Source organism: Paenibacillus sp. J31R109, assembly GCF_059692055.1.
The window spans coordinates 185,697-204,103 of sequence record NZ_JCAUAR010000008.1; the positions used below are offsets into that span (position 1 = coordinate 185,697).

General features: G+C 45.3%; 13 protein-coding genes. 1 reads left to right on the forward strand and 12 read right to left on the reverse strand.

The window, feature by feature from the left end:
* Window positions 1-74 precede the first annotated feature (74 nt).
* The 5 genes from AC58QT_RS20845 to AC58QT_RS20865 all read right to left on the reverse strand — a co-directional run bounded on the left by AC58QT_RS20845 (window position 75) and on the right by AC58QT_RS20865 (window position 7,191).
* Window positions 75-1,724, reverse strand: coding sequence for an extracellular solute-binding protein (locus AC58QT_RS20845; RefSeq protein WP_497410711.1), 1,650 nt, complete (start codon window positions 1,722-1,724; stop codon window positions 75-77).
* Between the two features lie 42 nt (window positions 1,725-1,766).
* Complete coding sequence (locus tag AC58QT_RS20850) at window positions 1,767-2,639, reverse strand: carbohydrate ABC transporter permease (RefSeq protein WP_310499333.1); 873 nt, start codon at window positions 2,637-2,639, stop codon at window positions 1,767-1,769.
* A gap of 13 nt (window positions 2,640-2,652) precedes the next feature.
* A complete protein-coding gene (locus tag AC58QT_RS20855) occupies window positions 2,653-3,600 on the reverse strand; it encodes an ABC transporter permease (RefSeq protein WP_497410712.1) in 948 nt (315 codons plus the stop codon).
* 243 nt (window positions 3,601-3,843) lie between these two features.
* Entirely contained in the window at window positions 3,844-6,075 is a 2,232-nt protein-coding gene (locus AC58QT_RS20860; RefSeq protein ID WP_497410713.1) for a helix-turn-helix domain-containing protein, read from the reverse strand.
* A gap of 198 nt (window positions 6,076-6,273) precedes the next feature.
* Window positions 6,274-7,191 (reverse strand): AraC family transcriptional regulator, encoded by a 918-nt coding sequence (locus AC58QT_RS20865; RefSeq protein WP_497410714.1) that lies wholly within the window; start codon window positions 7,189-7,191, stop codon window positions 6,274-6,276.
* A 187-nt stretch (window positions 7,192-7,378) separates the two neighbouring features.
* Between AC58QT_RS20865 and AC58QT_RS20870 the strand changes: the two genes are divergently transcribed.
* Window positions 7,379-8,800 (forward strand): MFS transporter, encoded by a 1,422-nt coding sequence (locus tag AC58QT_RS20870; protein ID WP_497410715.1) that lies wholly within the window; start codon window positions 7,379-7,381, stop codon window positions 8,798-8,800.
* Between the two features lie 97 nt (window positions 8,801-8,897).
* Here the strand turns inward: AC58QT_RS20870 and AC58QT_RS20875 are convergent, their stop codons facing one another.
* From AC58QT_RS20875 to AC58QT_RS20905, 7 genes are all read right to left on the reverse strand, one after another.
* On the reverse strand, window positions 8,898-9,230 hold the full coding sequence (locus AC58QT_RS20875; RefSeq protein ID WP_497410716.1) for a hypothetical protein: 333 nt from the start codon (window positions 9,228-9,230) through the stop codon (window positions 8,898-8,900).
* A gap of 31 nt (window positions 9,231-9,261) precedes the next feature.
* Window positions 9,262-11,565: a glycoside hydrolase family 2 TIM barrel-domain containing protein gene (locus tag AC58QT_RS20880; protein ID WP_497410717.1), complete on the reverse strand. Its 2,304-nt coding sequence runs from the start codon at window positions 11,563-11,565 to the stop codon at window positions 9,262-9,264.
* Between the two features lie 7 nt (window positions 11,566-11,572).
* Window positions 11,573-12,421: a carbohydrate ABC transporter permease gene (locus tag AC58QT_RS20885; protein WP_497410718.1), complete on the reverse strand. Its 849-nt coding sequence runs from the start codon at window positions 12,419-12,421 to the stop codon at window positions 11,573-11,575.
* A 1-nt stretch (window position 12,422) separates the two neighbouring features.
* Window positions 12,423-13,328 carry a carbohydrate ABC transporter permease gene (locus AC58QT_RS20890; RefSeq protein WP_497410719.1) on the reverse strand — a complete coding sequence of 302 codons (906 nt, stop codon included), beginning with the start codon at window positions 13,326-13,328 and terminating at the stop codon, window positions 12,423-12,425.
* 97 nt (window positions 13,329-13,425) lie between these two features.
* Window positions 13,426-14,775: an ABC transporter substrate-binding protein gene (locus AC58QT_RS20895; RefSeq protein WP_497410720.1), complete on the reverse strand. Its 1,350-nt coding sequence runs from the start codon at window positions 14,773-14,775 to the stop codon at window positions 13,426-13,428.
* 179 nt (window positions 14,776-14,954) lie between these two features.
* A complete protein-coding gene (locus tag AC58QT_RS20900) occupies window positions 14,955-16,529 on the reverse strand; it encodes a response regulator (RefSeq protein WP_497410721.1) in 1,575 nt (524 codons plus the stop codon).
* Window positions 16,522-18,273, reverse strand: a complete 1,752-nt coding sequence (locus AC58QT_RS20905) for a cache domain-containing sensor histidine kinase (protein ID WP_497410722.1) — start codon at window positions 18,271-18,273, stop codon at window positions 16,522-16,524. The genes AC58QT_RS20900 and AC58QT_RS20905 overlap by 8 nt, the downstream gene beginning before the upstream one ends.
* Window positions 18,274-18,407: the final 134 nt, after the last annotated feature.

The window sequence follows — 18,407 nt, forward strand, 5'->3', positions numbered from 1 at the left end:
TTTTCAACTTAGTTAAATGCGGACCACTGTCTGTCAGACAATGATCCGCTCTATTCACCTTATTTCCCTAATCTTTATTTCCCTGCTTGTTTTTGCTGTTGAACTAAGAGGTCGTAAACATCTTTGATGGAGACCGCATTCGTTTTATTTTGCTTATACCAGTTGTTGTAGAATTCGTCTACCTTGTCTCCGCCAGCCTTAGTCCATGTACCCTGAATGTTCGTAATCACACTATCCGCGGAATAGTTGCCTGTCACGACGGATTTTTTCAACTCATCGTCAAAGTTCACACTAGCGACAATAGTATTTAGCTCAGAAGGCAAGGATGGCAAGCTTAGATCAATAACCGAACCTGGCATTGGGTTGCTTGGGTTCAAGTAGATTTTGCGAGCTGCTTCAATCAACTTTTTGTATTCCATTTGCGTCGCGTTGTTAGCATCAAGCAGATCTAGTACCGGATCACACTTCATCATGGATTCTTCGCTAACAAGAATAGAGTAATCGGCATTCCAGCTGCGTTCTGCTGTGTTCTTCGCAGCATCTGTTGGAACCGGACAGCCATTGGCATTCGGCTTATAGTGCTCGCCTTCCGTTCCCCAACGAAGCGTCTTCACCGTTTTCTCAGTGTTCAAGTAGTCGATGTATTGCATGACCGCTTTCGGATCTTTCGCTTTCGCATTGACAACACCAGCCATCGTGAACGGCGTATTGATTGCTGGGCTGAATTGGCCGTTCGGCGTGCTTGGCAGTGCAATTGGCGTCACTTGTGCATTCGGGTCATTCTTTCTCAATGATTCGAATACACCTTGTGCTTCGCTGCGCTGTGTCATATAAAATCCGAGCTTACCGTTAATAAAATCACGTTTCGCTTTATCCCCGTTCTGATCGGTCAAGAAATCCTTATCAACGAGGCCGCCATCGAATAGTTGCTTCTTAAAGGCTGTTGCTGCTTGCATGTTTTTCCATGACACAGAGAAAGCACTGTTCTGATCTTGATAGTTCGTGTTATACGGTACACCAAACATATAATCAGCAACTTTCCAGTTCAAGAACCCGCCAAGTGCCATGCCGTACGTATCTTTCTTGCCGTTTCCGTCAGGATCTTGTTCGACGAAAGCTTTCGCGATTTTCAACATATCCTCTGCTGTCTTCGGCGCTTCTAGGTTCAACTTCTTCAGCCAATCCGTACGTACCCACAGCATCCAGTTGATATCACCTTGGCGTACAGCGCCGATGTCGTAAATTTTACCGTCCGCACGGGTACCGAGCTTTTTCAGAACCGGATATTTCTCCAACTGCTGCTTATAGACCGTGCTGTATTTATCAATCATATCGTTTAACGGCATTAATTGTTTACTTTCATACCAAGTCGAACGGTCAGGCGCATTATAGTCGACGATAATATCTGGCGCGCTTCCCGATGCGAACAGCACGTTTAATTTATCAATCGTTTTGTCCCGAGGCACAGGTACGATTGTAAGATCAACAGGGCCATTTTTGTTCATGTAGTCAACCCAACGATTTTTTTCAAAGTTACCTTCCTCCGCAGGAATTTTAGCCCGATCGTAGACAGTGATCGATACTTTTCCTTTTGCCGCTGGCGTAGCAGCACTTGAAGTAGAAGTTGATGTCGTTTTTTCCTCTTTCGCACAGCCTGTCAGAACCATCCCAATTGCTGCTGTTGTAACTAAACCTGCGTACACCCATGTCTTTTTGTTTTTCATACGAACCCTCCTGAAATAAATGTGATTAATCATTCATGTGGTTTACCCTTTTATCGAACCGACCATAATCCCCTTAACAAAATACTTCTGTAAGAACGGATACAAGATCAGCATAGGGACAATCATAATGAAAATACTTGAAGCTCGAATCGCTTCTGGGGTAATCATCTGTACCTGATCAGGCTGCACTTGATCCATTTGACGTGAGAAACTGTTCGCTACCATCTCTTGAACCATAACGGCCATGTTCTTCTTGTCGCTGGAATTAATATAGAGCATGACATTCAAGAAAGAATTCCAATGTCCGACGGCATAAAATAAGGTGAGCGCAGCCAGTACGGGCATAGACAGTGGCAAGATAATTTGAAGAAGGAGTCGCGCTTCGCTTGCTCCATCGATTCTCGCTGCTTCTTCGACTTCGTCGGGAAGCGTTTCAAAAAACGTTTTTAACACCAACATGTTGTATACACTGATAAGCGAGGGCAGCCAAAGCGCCCAGTACGTGTTCACGAGTCCTAGATTTTTCACCAACAAGTAGTTGGGAATTAATCCTGCGTTGAACAACATTGTAAACAGAATCAACATGGTATAGAATCGCCGGCCTTTAAATGCTTTTTTGGCCAACGGATAAGCGGCTAGAACGGTAAAACCCATATTTAAACAAGTACCAAAGACGGTAATGACGATGCTGTTCCAGAACGCTTTGCCAATACCTGTACCTTCAATAACAAGTCGGTAATTATCCAAATTAAACCCGACCGGCCACAATCCCACCTTGCCTGAAACGACGGCTTGTTCTGAACTGAAAGACACGGCCAACAGATAGATTAATGGGAGTATGCAGATAAAACCGATAACGCCCATCACCGCATAATTGACGGAGTAGAAGATCCGTTCCCCAGATGACTGTTTCATGTGATCTCCCCCTTCACCATAATCCGTGATTAAACTTGCGTGCAATTGTATTCGCCGTTAACACCAAGATCAGTCCAACAAGCGATTGGAAGAACCCAAGTGCTGTCGTCAAACTGTACTTGGCCTGACCCAAGCCGATGGCGTAACTCCAAGTAGAGATAACACTCGCAATATCCCGAACGCTAGCATTTTGCAGGACATAGATCGCGTCAAATCCGACATCCATCACATGCTCTAAGGATAAGATCATCATGAGAACAATGACGGGCATGATACCAGGCAGTGTAATGTGCCAAATTTGTTTCCACTTGTTCGCCCCATCCAGAGAGGCAGATTCATACAAACTGGTGTCGATGCTGCTCAGTGCTGCGAGATAAATAATAGATCCGTATCCCGCTTCCTTCCAAATATGAGAGCCTAGAAATACGGCCAGCCAAGACCCTTCGTTATATAGGAATGCGTACGAATGTCCCGTCAAGCGCTCCAAGAGGTTATTCACGATGCCGTGCTCTTGCGCTAACAGCAAGACAACAAATGAACCCACGATAACCCAATTCAGAAAATGAGGTAAATACAGAACGGTTTGTACGGTTCGTTTGAAGAATTGTGCTTTCATCTCATTCAGCAGGATCGCAATGATAATCGGAAATGGAAACCCGACGACCACGGTCAGGAAGCTGATCATCAGCGTATTACGAATGACCTTCAACATATCTGGATTTTTAAATAACAGCTGGAAATTATCGAAGCCTACCCAAGGACTGTGCAAAATACCATCATGTAAGTTGTAATCTTTGAAAGCGAGTACGAGTCCACCCATCGGCACGTATTTGAAAAGTACAAAGTAGACCAATGCCGGTAAAAACATGACGAATAACCAGCGATCCTGACGTTTGGTCTTCTTCACTACCTGTGTGCTAGACGAAGATAGTACCCCTATCGCCTGTTTCACGTTGTCCATCCAATCCTCCCCTTGTTCACATTCTGTGTGTTGCGTGTTGTACCCTTATTAAAACGGCTACACACAGCCTTCGACAAGAGCTCATTTTCATGCTTTACGCACGATATTCTGGTTGGCAAGGATGAGGCGGATTTATGATTATAACCTAGAATTTTGTATAGTGAAAAAAAGGCCCAAACAGCGCTCCATTCCTAACGGAATCGCTATTTGGAACCTTATTCGCACAGTTATCTGCCTCCAGTACTACTCGCTTTTTCCTAACTTGCGATAATCCCCTGGGGTAATCTCTTCAATCTTTTTAAACATCCGGATGAAGGATAATGTATTGTCGTAGCCCACCTGTTTGGCGATCTCTTGAATCGAATCATGGGAGACATTCAACAGAACTTTAGCTTGCTCAATTCTCAAACCTGCCAAATACTCCGTAAACTTAATGCCAATCTCATCTTTAAATAGCTGACTGACATATTTCGTGCTTAGATTAAAATGTTCACTCAATAGATTCAGTGATAAATTAGAATCCCCGTAATTGGCATCAATATACGCCTTAATGCGTGGTGCCGTAGAATGCACGTTGCGTCGCTCACGTAATTCCTTCAGTTGATCGTCTGTTCGCTCGAGCCAATTGTAATAACGACTCATCGTCACTTCGACAGTCTCCAACTGACCAATCTCAGCCTGCAGCTGAGGAAAAGCCGTTTCTTCCCAGTATCCTCGGTATTCGGGCAGCATTTCCTGAAATGCCGCATTCCATTGATAGTTCATATAATCCACGATCATCCGTAATTCTTGACGGGACATCGTATCTTGCTTCATCGACTCCGCCAAACGACGGAATAACGGCTTCCACTCCGCATTCCCTTGCTTAAATTGACCAGCAATGACACGAATTTCATGATAGTGACCATAAGCCGCTTGGCTGTTCACTTTCACTTCACTGGAGGAAATGACTTGGTCTGCGCCTAGCACGATTTTGTAATCGAGCGCATGCATCGCTTCCTCATAGGATAACGAAACTTCGCTCACATCCGTAACGTCACTGCCAATTCCGACGGAAACCGTAAATTTCAAATGATTACGGATCCATTCGTTGAGTTCCCCGGCAATATGAGCCGCAATTTTGCTTCGATCCTGCGGATTCTGTGTATCCGGCAACACCTGTATCGCCGCTCCTAGACGCGTTGCATCCATCCACGCCATCCAAATCCGGCAACCGTGCTTGTCCGCGATTTCTTGCAACGCATTTTGCACGACAAACTTAAGCAAAATTTGATCGCGATAATCATATAACTTCGTAAACTCCGTATATCCATCAATACCGATGGCCATCACATGCCAATAATCATACGCGTCTGGACTTTCGAGAAGACTAGCCTCCAGCCGCCAATCCTCATCGGAGAACATCCGGTTTCCGGTCAGCAAATCATGGATGAAACGCTGACGGCGATACGCCACTCCTTGCGCTTGTTGTTGTTGATAGTCATTCGACTGCTCGATGAGACTCGTAATCGCCTTATCCAAGAACTGCAATTCGTCCTGCCCCTCCGAAACTTGGAATAACTTGCTTTTAGAGGAAGAAGAACTCTCTAGCTTGTCCATAATGGCTTTTAGCGGCTTATAATTGCGCCTAGTCACAAATACGATCCACGCAATACCGCTCAGAATCGCCAGAAGAATGATCACTAGCCAAATCAGCGGGATTGTTGCAAACAATTTAAACGTACCACCGTCGTGCAATCCGCTCTCGATCTGCCAGCCTGAATAGCTCGAAACCAATGTAGTCAGCGTTGTTGTGTGCTGGATTTCGCTTTCCTTGACGACCTGATTCCCTGCTTGGTCTACAATATCTACATAACTAAATTTAGAAGCTGACATGTCCTTTACTAAGCTGGCAATTGCTTTCACGTTGATGTTCACAACGACGAACCCTTTTTCCCCCGTCAGCAGCGGCACACCCCTAACCAATGACACAACGGAATTCACAGGTGCATCGTCGGATTGCTTAAAAGAACGAACCGGTACCCAGCCTGGTGGAATGCCATCCTGTAGGAGCTTGCGAATAAACGTATACTCCGTTGAATCGCTTGCCTGCATGAGAGAATCCTTCATCAATACAGACTGATCAGTTGCCCTATATAAATATAAAGAGTCAATCTCAGGAATGAGTGAGGTCAGCTCTCCAATTTTTTTAGAAGGAATGAACTGCGAGTTATATCGATCTTCCGGTGTATTGTAAAAAAATAAGTGAGCGCTTTCATCATTGTTGAATGCATTAACAACGAGCTGCTCGACTTTCTTTAACGTAAAATCAACCGTACTCAATACTTGTTCCGTATAAACGCGATTCGCTTGCTTGGCTTGGTTCGAAGAGATGTTATTCACCATATAGAAGAATACAAACGACAGCACGAAAGTCACTAATATCAATACAGGAATATAGGATAGCAGTAAGCGATTAAACCATTTTTTTGTCATAATTCGTTCCCCTATGTCTGTATTGTCGATGATAATACTCTACACAAAAAGGGAATATTCGTCTAGTTCCCATCGAACTATTAGAATATCCCCAACGAAATCATGTTTCAATATTCTTTTTTCCTGAATGTTATCAAATATCCCTATGAACGTACATTTCTGACTTTTTGCTTATGGGTACGAAAAATGTAGGAATAATCAACTATTCTCGAACGCTTCCGGTACTGGTTTATTGTGAAATGCTTTTATATCTTGCAACGGAGGAAGTCCGAAAAGCCGGCGGTATTCCCTGCTGAATTGAGCAGGGCTCTCGTAACCGACTTCTAGCGCAGCAGCCGTGGCGTTCGTGGAGCCGTTCAACATGAGGCGTCTCGCTTCCTGAAGACGTAGTTGCTTCTGATATTGCAGAGGAGCGATCGTCGTGACAGCTTTAAATTTATGATGAAGTCCTGAGACACTCATTTTGGACGATCTCGCCACCTCTTCGATGGTAAAGGTCCTGTTGTAATTCTCCTTAATCCAAGCAATGGCTCGACTAATCCCCTCGTTCTGCTGGTCCATAAAGACCCTTTGGACAAACAGATGACCATAATCTCCCGTCAGCAAGCGGAAAATCATCTCACGCTTAATCAGAGAAGACAAAAAGCGGACTTCCTCTTCAGGTTTACTTCGCAGTTCTAGCAGCCGGATGAATAAGTGCTGCAAGTGTTCATCGGATTTACCTACGTAAGCAGCAGGGCCTAACTTTCGGTCTGGCGGCTTTACGCTGATCCCCGTATCCGTTAGGACAGAAGCAATTTCTTCCCCCGTGAGGTCAATTCGCAAGCCCAAATATGGCGATTGCCACTTAGCACCGACGATTTGACCAGAGGCCGGTATATCCATTAACGATACTAAATAGTCTCCCGTGCCATAATAGATCGTGTCCTGACCGAGATGAAGCTTTTTTGACCCTTGTAGAACTAGGCAAAAAGAAGGAGTGAGTACACCGGGCATAATCGCCGTCGGCCGGTTACGCCGGACCAGCGAAAAAAAAGGTATGGACGTCTCATTCCGCCCCTCCGCAAGATCAAGCGACTCCACCACATGTAATAATTCTGCCAATTTCGTCTGCATAGTAACATCCCTCCATCCTTTTCCCCTTCCTATTATACCCCCTTCCCCTAAGAGTGCCAACCCGACTATCCATCTACAAAGGAAATTCTAATTTGCAGTATTGAGCAATTTTTAGGCAGAAACGAGCTACTTCCCGTTGCAAATTCACGGCATAATAGCGTTATAACGTGAAAGGGAGGTCTTCCTCTTGAATTTGAGTGAACATTCGAAACGAATTATTTTGATTATGATCGTCGCCTGTCAGTTAATGATGGTGCTCGACGCTTCCGTATTGGTTACAGCGTTACCCGAAATTGGACGCACGCTGCATCTGTCGACAACCGCTTTGACTTGGGTGCAAAACGCATATATTTTGGCTTTCGGTGGATTCTTGTTGTTAGGAGCTCGCGCGGGGGACATACTAGGGAGAAGAAAAACCTTTAGCGTGGGGATTGCCTTGTTTTCTCTAGCTTCTCTGCTGGCCGGCCTGGCCCCGTCCGCTTCACTGCTGCTCGCTGCTCGCGCAATGCAAGGACTGGCGGCAGCGATGGCGACGCCATCTGCGCTCGCCCTATTGTCGGTCAGCTTCTCGGAAGCTAGAGAACGATCAAAAGCAATCGCGGTATACAGTGCTGTAGCAGGAGCCGGCGGCAGCGTCGGTTTGCTCATTGGCGGCATGCTGACAGATCTGATCTCTTGGCGCGCCGGGATGTTCCTCAACGTGCCGATCGGCATCGCTCTGCTTCTTATGGTACCTCGCTTTATGCAGGAGACAGCGTCCAAAGCGGGCCGATTAGATATCTTCGGAGCCTTGACGTCGGTGATCGGCATGACAGCGCTGGCCTTTGGCTTTGTTCAAGCCGCGTCTGCCGGCTGGGAATCGCCCGAGGTATGGGGCTCGCTTGCTATCGGAGGTATCTCACTAGCGGCTTTCGTATGGATTGAAGCACGCGCCAAAGAGCCGATTACACCACTCCGCCTTTTTGCAAGCCGAACACGATCAGGAGCTTATCTAGGTAGGTTGTTGCTTTTGTGTGGAAATTATCCGATTTTTTTCTTTGTTCCGCAATTTCTTCAGCACGTGCTTCATTTCAACGCTTTGCAAGCTGGACTTGCGATCATGCCATTTACGATCGTTCAGTTTGGGATGATGTACGCCATGCCTTCGCTCGTAAATCGGTTCGGGAACGCTAGAATATTGATCGCTGGATTGATCATCGCCATCATCGGAACAAGCTGGCTGAGCCAACTTTCAGCTGATTCGAGCTTTCTATCTCATATGTTGTTCCCTCTACTCATTATGGGCTGCGGTGCCGGGATGATCTTCCAACCCTTAACGACGTTGGGATTGGCAGGCGTTGAGGCCAAAGACGCGGGAGCAGCGTCAGGGCTCGTCAATGTTGCACATCAGACAGGCGCATCGCTTGGGCTTGCGGTTCTGATCGCCGTATTCGAGATGGTGAACCGGTCAGCAGCTCCTTCGGATGCGACTTTTGCCCATGCGGTCTCCATCTCACTCGTGGGTTCAGTCGTTTTCCTGTCAGCATCGCTTCTGACGGTCTTAATCTTGCTTTTACCAGCGGAGAGGGCGAAGCGCGCCTTCGCGGCTGAAACGCGGAAGGCATCCTGACGCTTTCATGCTTCCTCTTGAACGAAACAAAGTGCCGCCCCTCAGTCCATGACTGTGGAGACGGCACCTTATTTCGTTTAGTCCTTTTAGATATTCATTAAAGAAGAAAGAGATCAAGTTGCTCTACGTTACTGGCTTCTGATTTTGTTGGAGTTTCCTCATTCTTATTATTCTCAAGTGTCGGAGTTGAAACAGCAACATCCAGCTCTTCAACAACTTCAGTACCCACTTCAACAGGAGCACTAATGAGGGAGTATAAAAAGGTTTGAGAACACTGACTGCACATGTAGGGATAGCCTCTCTTTATTTGGAGTGCTAAAGCCATACGATCTTCCAGACTTAATTGATTAGATTGCGCGCATTGACCACATAGAAATTGTTGCAGAATAGACACCTCGCTTATGCAATCAATTATATCATAATCCTGCATTTCCGCCCTCTAAATACACTAGGATTCAGACCTACACAACTTGAATAACAAGCTTCCCAGCAAACATGCCTTCAGCGTAAGCTGATAAGATGACTCGTCCCTTACCACCCGTTAATCTGAGAACTGTACTGACACAGCCCCGGTACATATGCATCCAAGGATTATCATACGTCTCGCTCGAGCATAGATCGCCATTGTCAACACCAACGATTTCTGCGGGACCCGTTACCGCAAAAGTGACTTTTGCACTTTCACGAAATACTGACGTTCCTTCCTGATCTACGGCTCGAACCGTGAATAACTGCTGATAACCTTCCTTGGCTTCCACACGGATCTCCTCCGTGTCAAAAGCAAGTCTCACAGCTGGACCGGCCGTTTTCAACTGATATTGACACGTCTCTTCCCCATTTATAAAGCCTCTCAGCGTAATAGTCCCTGGGAAATAAGGCAGGTACCCTGTAATCATTCGATTGGGATACGCAGATGGCTTCTGCACATGGAACTGTTTCCCGTTCAACTCCAGGGTCACTTCCTCACAATTCGAAGCAATCATATACGGAATGACGGTCTTATTGAATTGAGGGAAATTCCAATGACTCGCATAGCGAGGCGTATCCCAATGTTCCTTCGCCCCTTCATCTTGCAACGAGTAGTCCATCACGGCTAGATAGACCATCGGTTTCTCAGACCAATAACTTTCATATAAATACGATAGCGGCTTCCGCTCATTGTTCGTCGAGAATAAGGAGCCCGCCCATCCTTTGGCTGGATATCCCATCGATTCACCGAGATAATCAATCCCTGTCCATAGCATACCGCCGATGACATAATCATGTTTTTCGACGTCCATCCAAGGCACTTCATCGCTAAAGTTTTGCATCTGATCCGGGTGCCCTCTAAAGAATTGGTAAGTCTCCGAACCCAGAATTAATTTATCCGGCATCGCCTCATGAATGGCAGGGTACCACTGCTCCTGATAATTGCAACTAAGTACATCGACATGCTCAGCAATCCTGCGGATGCGCTCGACTCGCTCGTCATTATTATAAATTTCCGTATCACTGACTTCATCTACAAATTGTTGAATATCCTTGACCTGAGATAAGTCAACCTCACTCTCATATTTAAAATGCGGGTTCATCGCATAGGAGACAGGTCGCGTATCATCAAGAGTAAGCAGATGTTCTTTCAGCATTTTCAGAATGTTGATCATGGATGCCTGCCCTTGATGTTCTACCTCGTTCCCAACCCCCCATATGAAAATGCAGGGATGGTTCCGGTCTCTTTTCACCATCGCTTCTAAATCATGCTGCCATTCCGTCTCAAAATATCTGCGATAGGAACCTCCCGTCCACTTATCGAACGGCTCTTCATAGACAAGCAGTCCCAGTTCATCACAGATGTCCAGAATTTCAGAGGCTGGCATGTGGTGGGCTGTACGAATCGCATTGCATCCCATCGCTTTGAATTTAACGAACCGCTCTCTCCAAATTTCCGAAGGAACGGCAACTCCGAGACAGCTGGCGTCTTGGTGAATACATAAGCCCTTAATCTTAATCCCTTCACCATTGATAAACATCCCTTTACCGGCCTTCATCTCGATTTCTCGAACACCAATCCGCAATGCGTAGCTATCTAGGACACGCTCCCCCTCATAGAGAGACAATTCCACATGATACAAATGCGGGTAATCCGGACTCCATAATGCCACCTGAGGAATCTCAATATGGATCATCCCGTTATCCGATTCACCAGTCATTCGCACACGCTCATCCGAGATACATGCTTTGACCAAGGACTTGCTCCCTGTTGCGATGGTCACGATGCCCGTTTCACCTTGGATACTTGTTTTCACCTGAATGTCTTCCGGTTTCAGATAATTCCTGTTCAATTCAAGCAGCTTCACTGTTCTATAAATGCCTGCCCCCGAATACCAACGGTCCGCCGGGGTAGACGTGTTATCCACTTTCACCAGGATGAGGTTATCCCCTTCATGCACGTAATCTGTGATATCCAGCGTAAATCTGGAATAGCCATATTTTTGCCCGCCGACATCGACACCATTGACCCATACCGTACTATTCTCATAAACACCATCAAACTGCAGCTGATACACATAGCCTTCCTTCTTCTCTTTCAAATGAACCTGTCTTCTATACCAACCAATCCCCCACCGATCTTTGAATCCTTGAGCTAGCCCCTCTTTCATTGTTCGATTTATAGGTGCATGGATAGCCCAATCATGAGGTAAGTGTACGGGCTTAAAGTTGTGATCATGTGGCTCCAGTAATGTAAATTCCCATCCCGTCATCAATTCCGTTTCTTTGCGTGTCATGTGCATCTCATCCTTTCAGTCCAGTGGTACTAATGCCATCCACAATATAACGTTGGAAAATAAAAAATACGATAACAGGCGGAAGCAACGATAAACTAGCCATCGCGAACATCGCAGACCAATCCGTTTGCGAACTCGGATCAGCAAACATCCGCAGCGCTACGCTGACCGTATACATTTTTGGCTTTCCTAGATAAATCATCGCTTCATAGAACTTATCCCACGTCCAGTAGAATTCAAAGATCGCCGACGTAACAAGTGCCGGTACAATCAAGGGAATAATAATTTTGAGATAAATGCCAAATCGATTACAGCCGTCCATCTTTGCTGACTCATCGAGTTCATACGGAATGGTCCGAATAAACTGCATGATGAGGAAGATAAAGAACGCACTTCCAAAAAACGCGGGGACGACCAACGGAAGAATCGTATTGATCCAATGCATTTTATAAAAAATAATATATTGCGGAATCAGAATAATTTGCGACGGCAGCAGCATGGTCACCATCACGGTTGCAAACCAGAACCCTTTGAACCGAAATTTAATCCTCGCAAAGCCATAAGCAATGAGGGAACAAGATAATAGAGCCCCTAAGGTAGAAAGCAAGACGATCACAATTGTATTGGTAAAAAAGGTAGCGAAAGTAATCCCTGCGAAGCCTTTCCAACCACGTGCATAGTTCGCGAAGTTCCAGACTTGCGGCAGCAAGGAATGCGACTCAGCAAACACCCTGGCACTTTCTTTAAATGAACTAGCAATCATCCACACAACCGGATACAACGAGAGCACAGCAATGAGAACGCACAGAATCTGGAAACTTAGCTTAGGCAGTAACGATTTCCAAGTTGATGTCATTTCACTCACCCTTTGATTCATAATGAACCCATGAATTTGACGTTTTGAATACGATGGCCGTCAGAATCGCCACAATGACCAGCAGAATACAGGACAGGGCTGAGGCGTAACCCATCTCAAATAATTCGAACCCTCTTCGGTATACATACAGCTGGTAGAACAACGTTTTGTCCAGTGGGCCTCCGCCAGTGATGATCAAACCTTGGGTAAACGTCATGAAACCGCCGATAATTTGCATAATGAGATTAAAAAAGAGAACAGGACTTAGGAGTGGTAATGTAATCCGAAGGAATCTTTGCCAGCCGTTCGCACCATCCACGACCGCAGCCTCATAGTACGAAGCAGGAATGTTCTTGAGCCCAGCTAGGAAAATAACCATCGGCGATCCAAATTGCCACATGCTGAGCAGAATAATGGAACCTAATGCGGTACTTGGGTCACCTACCCACGAAATATCAGGCGTCTTGCCGAACAGATAACCAATTAGTGAGTTGACGGCCCCTTCTCTTGAGAACAACAGTCTCCACATGACCGCCACCGCAACGCTTCCCCCAATAATGGAAGGAATATAGAAGATCGTGCGATAAACACCGATAAAGCGATGCTTCGTATTGAGCAGCATGGCAATCGCGAGCGCTACGATCAGACGAGCGGGAATTGCAATTAGCACGTAAATGAACGTCACTTTTAGGGATTGGATGAATTTAGGGTCATGCGTTAATATTTCCATATAATTGTCTAACCCCAACCACTTCGGGGAAGATAACAAATCATATCTCGTAAATGAAAAGTAAAATAAACAAAGCAGTGGAACTAAGGTAAATGCTAAAAATCCGATAATCCACGGCAAAATAAACAGATACCCTGCCTTATTTTCAAAGTCTGAACGTGCTACAGTTTTACTCACTTCCCGTCACCTCTTCCGCGACTTACTTGTCAGCTAATTATTGCTCGCTATTCAAAAGGCAGCCGTATAGGCTGCCTTAACCAATTGCATAAACAAATTATTTCTTATTTTTATCCAAAATTTTGATGGATTCACTCTTCAGCGTCGCATAAGCTTGCTCAGGCGTCGTTTTGTTGTATAGGATCTGCTGTTCCAAATCCAACATCAGTTTCTCGATTTCCGTAGAGCCAGCTGGAGGCTGAGGGTCCATCGGTGAGCTTGCTTTGGCAACCTGATCGATATAGGCAGCTGTTACTTTTTGCGCTGGGGTAAAGCCGTCTTTGATGCCGTCTCTAACTTTGCCGGCCACCGGCATACCTCTCTCCGCATTCAACACTTTATTCGCGTCTACACTGTTAACGAAGTAAGAGATGAACTTCGCCGCTTCTTCTTTATTCGTAGAGTTCACTGGAATAGAGAAGTGATTTCCTGGACGCAGATCCATGGCTTTGGTCCCGTTAGGTCCTGGAAGTGGGATAAGTTTCAACTCCTTACCAGCCGCTTTGGAGATGCTCTCAAACTGATTGGTATAAATAATATTGACTGCTGCTTTCTTCTTGGCGAGATTGGACTCTTCTGGCGATTTGATCGAAAGGATGACATCAATTGGAGGAATCAAGCCGTCTTTGCTCCAATTCTTTTTCATCGTATAGAAGTCTACAAAGGTCTTTTCATCGAAACCAATCCCTGTTTTATCTGCGTATTGAACCTGTCCCATCTGCCTAGCATAATAAGGGAACATGAAATTTTCGCCAAGCAGATCGTCAGCGCCATACGCGCCTGTAACCGCCTTCAACTTGACCAAGTCCTTCCCAAGATCTTCCCACGTCGCATAGCCGTTTACTGGAATCGTTAATCCTGCTTTTTGATATGCCTCTGGATCTACAACCATCGCCTTGGCATTCACACCAAGAGGGATGCCATACAGCTTTCCTCCAAGCTTACCGCTAGACAAGGCACTCTCACTGATATCACTGACATCGATCAGCTTCTTCGCTACGAGGTCATCGAGAGGTGCAATTAAATTTTTATCCATGAACTGCTGCGTGTCGGCCGATCCTACATAGTATTGCAGCACATCGGGCATATTGTTTGTTGCCGCTTGTAGGGTAACCTTCTGCCAATAACCGTCGAATCCCTGAAATTCAGGTTGGAAAGTCACATTGGCATGGTCTTTCTTGTACATATCCAGTACTTTATTGGTGGCATCATGTCTAGGCTGAGATCCCCACCACAACACCCGCAACGTGCTATCTTTCGCGCTTGTCGTTTGGCTTGGCGTGCTCGACGACGTTGCCGCTGTTGTTGCTGCAGTACCCCCATCTTTTGTTCCGCTGGAGCAACCCGCTAGTGCCATTGTGACCGCCAAACTTGCCACGATTGGTGTCATCGCTTTATATTTTTTCATCTCAAAAACCCTCCTGTCATATACATTCCTGTGGGAAACTATGTGATCGATAACCAATGGTTATTTTCGGGCCCTGAGAATACCATTTGTCTTGCTTTCATCGTACTTCTATGGGGCTTTCGGGACAATGTAATAACTCGATGACCTCTATGCAAAAACTCTACTTCTTCCCCTCGCCCTTATCTTCGTGTTCGCAAACCTTCTTCCCAATTCCGTTTGTACTCCGATGGCGTGAACCCTGTATATTTCTTAAACACTTTACTAAAGTATGGCGTGTCTTCCCTGAAACCTGTTAACCTAGATATTTCGTACACCTTTAAATCTCCTGCTCGTTCAATGAAACGGATCGCCTGCTCCATCCTGCGTTCCAGCACATATTGCGAGAATTTAACACCAGTTTCTTTGGAAAATAATCGCCCCAAATAGTCCACGTTCATATAAAGCAGTTCTTTCCCAATCCACGTTAGGGATAACTCAGGGTTACCGAGATGTTCATCGACAATCTGAATGACAGACGCTATCATTTTATTCTGACTACTAGACGACTCTTGATAATTGGTTTTCGCCACCTCTATTGAAATCGAACGAAGGAACTCAAATGTCGCATGCAGCGTATCCAATTCTTGAAATTTAACGACCTGAAACATCTTATCAGAGGACGGAGGAAGCTGGCCCTGACGAATGACAATCATGTACAATTCCATACAGTGTGATTTAACCTCATTAATCTCCATGCGGTGTTCCTCAAAGACGTCTAAGAGAGACTGCAAGCGATGGGTAACATCATTTACATCTCCGGCCTTCACCGAGGAGGCGATTGCTTCAAAGGACGCATTAAAATCGACTTGCCAAGCAGCCTTCGAGGTCACTTGGACATCGTCACGCGTAAGCATACATCCCTCTGTAAAATAAAACCGATAACGGAGCACGTCCTGTACCTCTTTGTACATACTGCGAATATCCGTGAACCCGCCAGCTCCGCTGACACCCATAAATAACTCTAATCGGTAGTAAGACTTATAGACATCTCGGACTTCATTTAAAATCGTCGCCATGTCCTCAAACACCATTGTTTGGATGAGAAGAAGTACACTGTCCTCAACAACCGTACTTAAATAGAGCTTCTCCGAAGTAAATAGATCTTCCGCAATGTTTTTTAAAGCGAACTTCTCCAGATAGCCGCAGCTCTCGCCAAACTGAACAAGTACCAGTTGAAACGACTGTGCCTGGATATGGAACATGGCCATAAACTCTTCGAAATCCCGCTGATTATACGTACCCGTTAAGGCAATATCTCGAAGGAACTGTTCTTTCACCTGAGGGAGCACCCGATAAAAATTATTGTTCAGCTTGGTAAAGAACTCACGTTCCCTGTTCGCATTGGCAATTTCCAGTTTTATTTCGCTCAAAACATCAATGATTTGAAGCTCATTACACGGTTTAAGCAAATAATGTTTAATACCATAGCGCATGGCCTCGCTCATATAGTCATACTCGTCATAGCCAGAAAGCACGACAAATACGGTATCGCTTCTCCGTTCCTTAATCTTTCCGATGAGCTCTAGGCCATTCATGACAGGCATCTTAATATCGGTGATCACGATATCCGGCATCTCTTTGTCCACCCATTCCAAGGCTTCGAATCCGTTCTTGGCAGCTCCAATCAACTGCAATCCGTGTTCTTCCCAATGCACCAAAGCAGCTATGCTGTCTCTGGATAACTTCTCGTCATCTACTAATAGCACCTTATACATCTGACACACTCTCCTTTGGCAGCTTAATCGTAACTGTAGTGCCTATCCCCGCCCTGCTCTCAAAATGAAGTCCCGCCGATTCTCCGAACATGAGTCGCAAGCGCTCGTGAATATTTTTGAGTCCGATCCCTGTTCCCTTGGAAGGAATTTCGAATTTCCTCAATTGTTCGAGGGCGATCTCGTCCATCCCTGGTCCGTTATCCGTGATGGATATGTCGAGCCATTCTTCCCTTTCAACGGCAGCAATCGTGATCGTGCAGTCTCCCAGCATATTTTCCAAACCGTGCTTAATCGCATTCTCGACAATTGGTTGGATGGACATTTTCGGAATTCGGTACCTATTGAAGCTTTCGTCGATATCGAGGAGGAAGTGCAGTTCACTCTCAAATCTTACCTTCTGAATACTCATATAATCTTGAATTAGTCCAATTTCCTCACCAAGGGTAATCACTTGCACATTATTGCTGATGGCGTTTCGCAGCAGTCTACTCAGCGCTTCCACCATCCTGGATATAGCCGCTTGTCCGCTGGTCCTTGCCATCCAATTGATTGAAGTCAGTGTATTGTATAGGAAATGGGGGTTAATTTGCGCTTGTAATGCCCTATATTCCGTATCCTTTAACAGCATTTGCCGGGTATAGTTCTCTTCGATCAATGTATCGATTCTTCTTATCATGATAAAAAATCGCTTTTGCAAATAACCGACTTCATCCGAGCGATCCGTGTCTAGGGAATTGGTGACAATCCATTCGAAATCACCTTTCTCTGCATACCTCATCTGCTGCGTCAAGCGTTCAATCGGCTTCGTGATCCCTCTGGCAAAGCCATAACTAATGGCAATGACCGTTATGAATAATAGAAATACGACCATAAGTAGAGCAAAACGCAAATCATTTTTTTTCTTGAAAATGTCATTGTACGAGAGGACACTGAAATAGGTCCAACCTGTTTCCTTCGAGGTCGTGTAGGCGATGAACGAGCTGAATCCACCTACTTTTTGAATGGTATACCCTTGTTTCGCGTCCATCATAGCCACGCTCGGCTGAAAGCCTTCATCGGATGTATAAATAGGTTGGTTACCTTTCCAGATATACAGATATCCGCTATCTTTGGTGACGATTTGATGCTGGCGCACAACAGAGTCGATATTCACTTGAAAAATAAGTGTACCCAGCGGCTCCAACAAATCTGAGCCTGTCGAACGTATCTCTCTTGCGGCCAGCAGATAAGGATGCGTAGCATCGGGATCTACCCACACGTTTCCTCCCTTAGCTTGCCTCGCTTTGATGAGAACCTCTTCCATCTTGTTCTCTTCTGGGATTTGTGCACTTTGACCAACCATCAGACTGTAGCCAGAATCATTCATAAAATGAATAGAAGAAATATGTTTTTCGGTCAGCATATAGACAAAAATTTTGTTTTTGAAATCGGTTAATGTCTGTGCCCGATCGTATTCATTCGTCATTTCCTTTACTTTAGAAAGCTGTTCTTGAATACGGGAATCCGTCGCAATCGTTAACGACAACTTTTCAATATTTCTAATTTCGTTCTCAATATCACCAATCGAATTATTGATGGTTTGGGCCGATTGCGCATATAACATTTCGTCATAAGCACGAAAAATGTACTGTAAACAAGACATGACAACTAGGCTAAAAAATATGATTAACAGCATCATAACGACCATCAGCTTATGTTTAATCTTCATATCCCGGAAGGATATACGACGAAATCGGTCCGTCATCGAGGCGCCAACTCCTTCAAAGAATAGTAAAAAGAGACACTGACCGCTTTATCGTCAGTATCTCTTCTTAGGTTATCTTATTATGAATTCTATGCCCATACAAAAATTCGTGTTTCGGTGGGTAATTTTCAGAC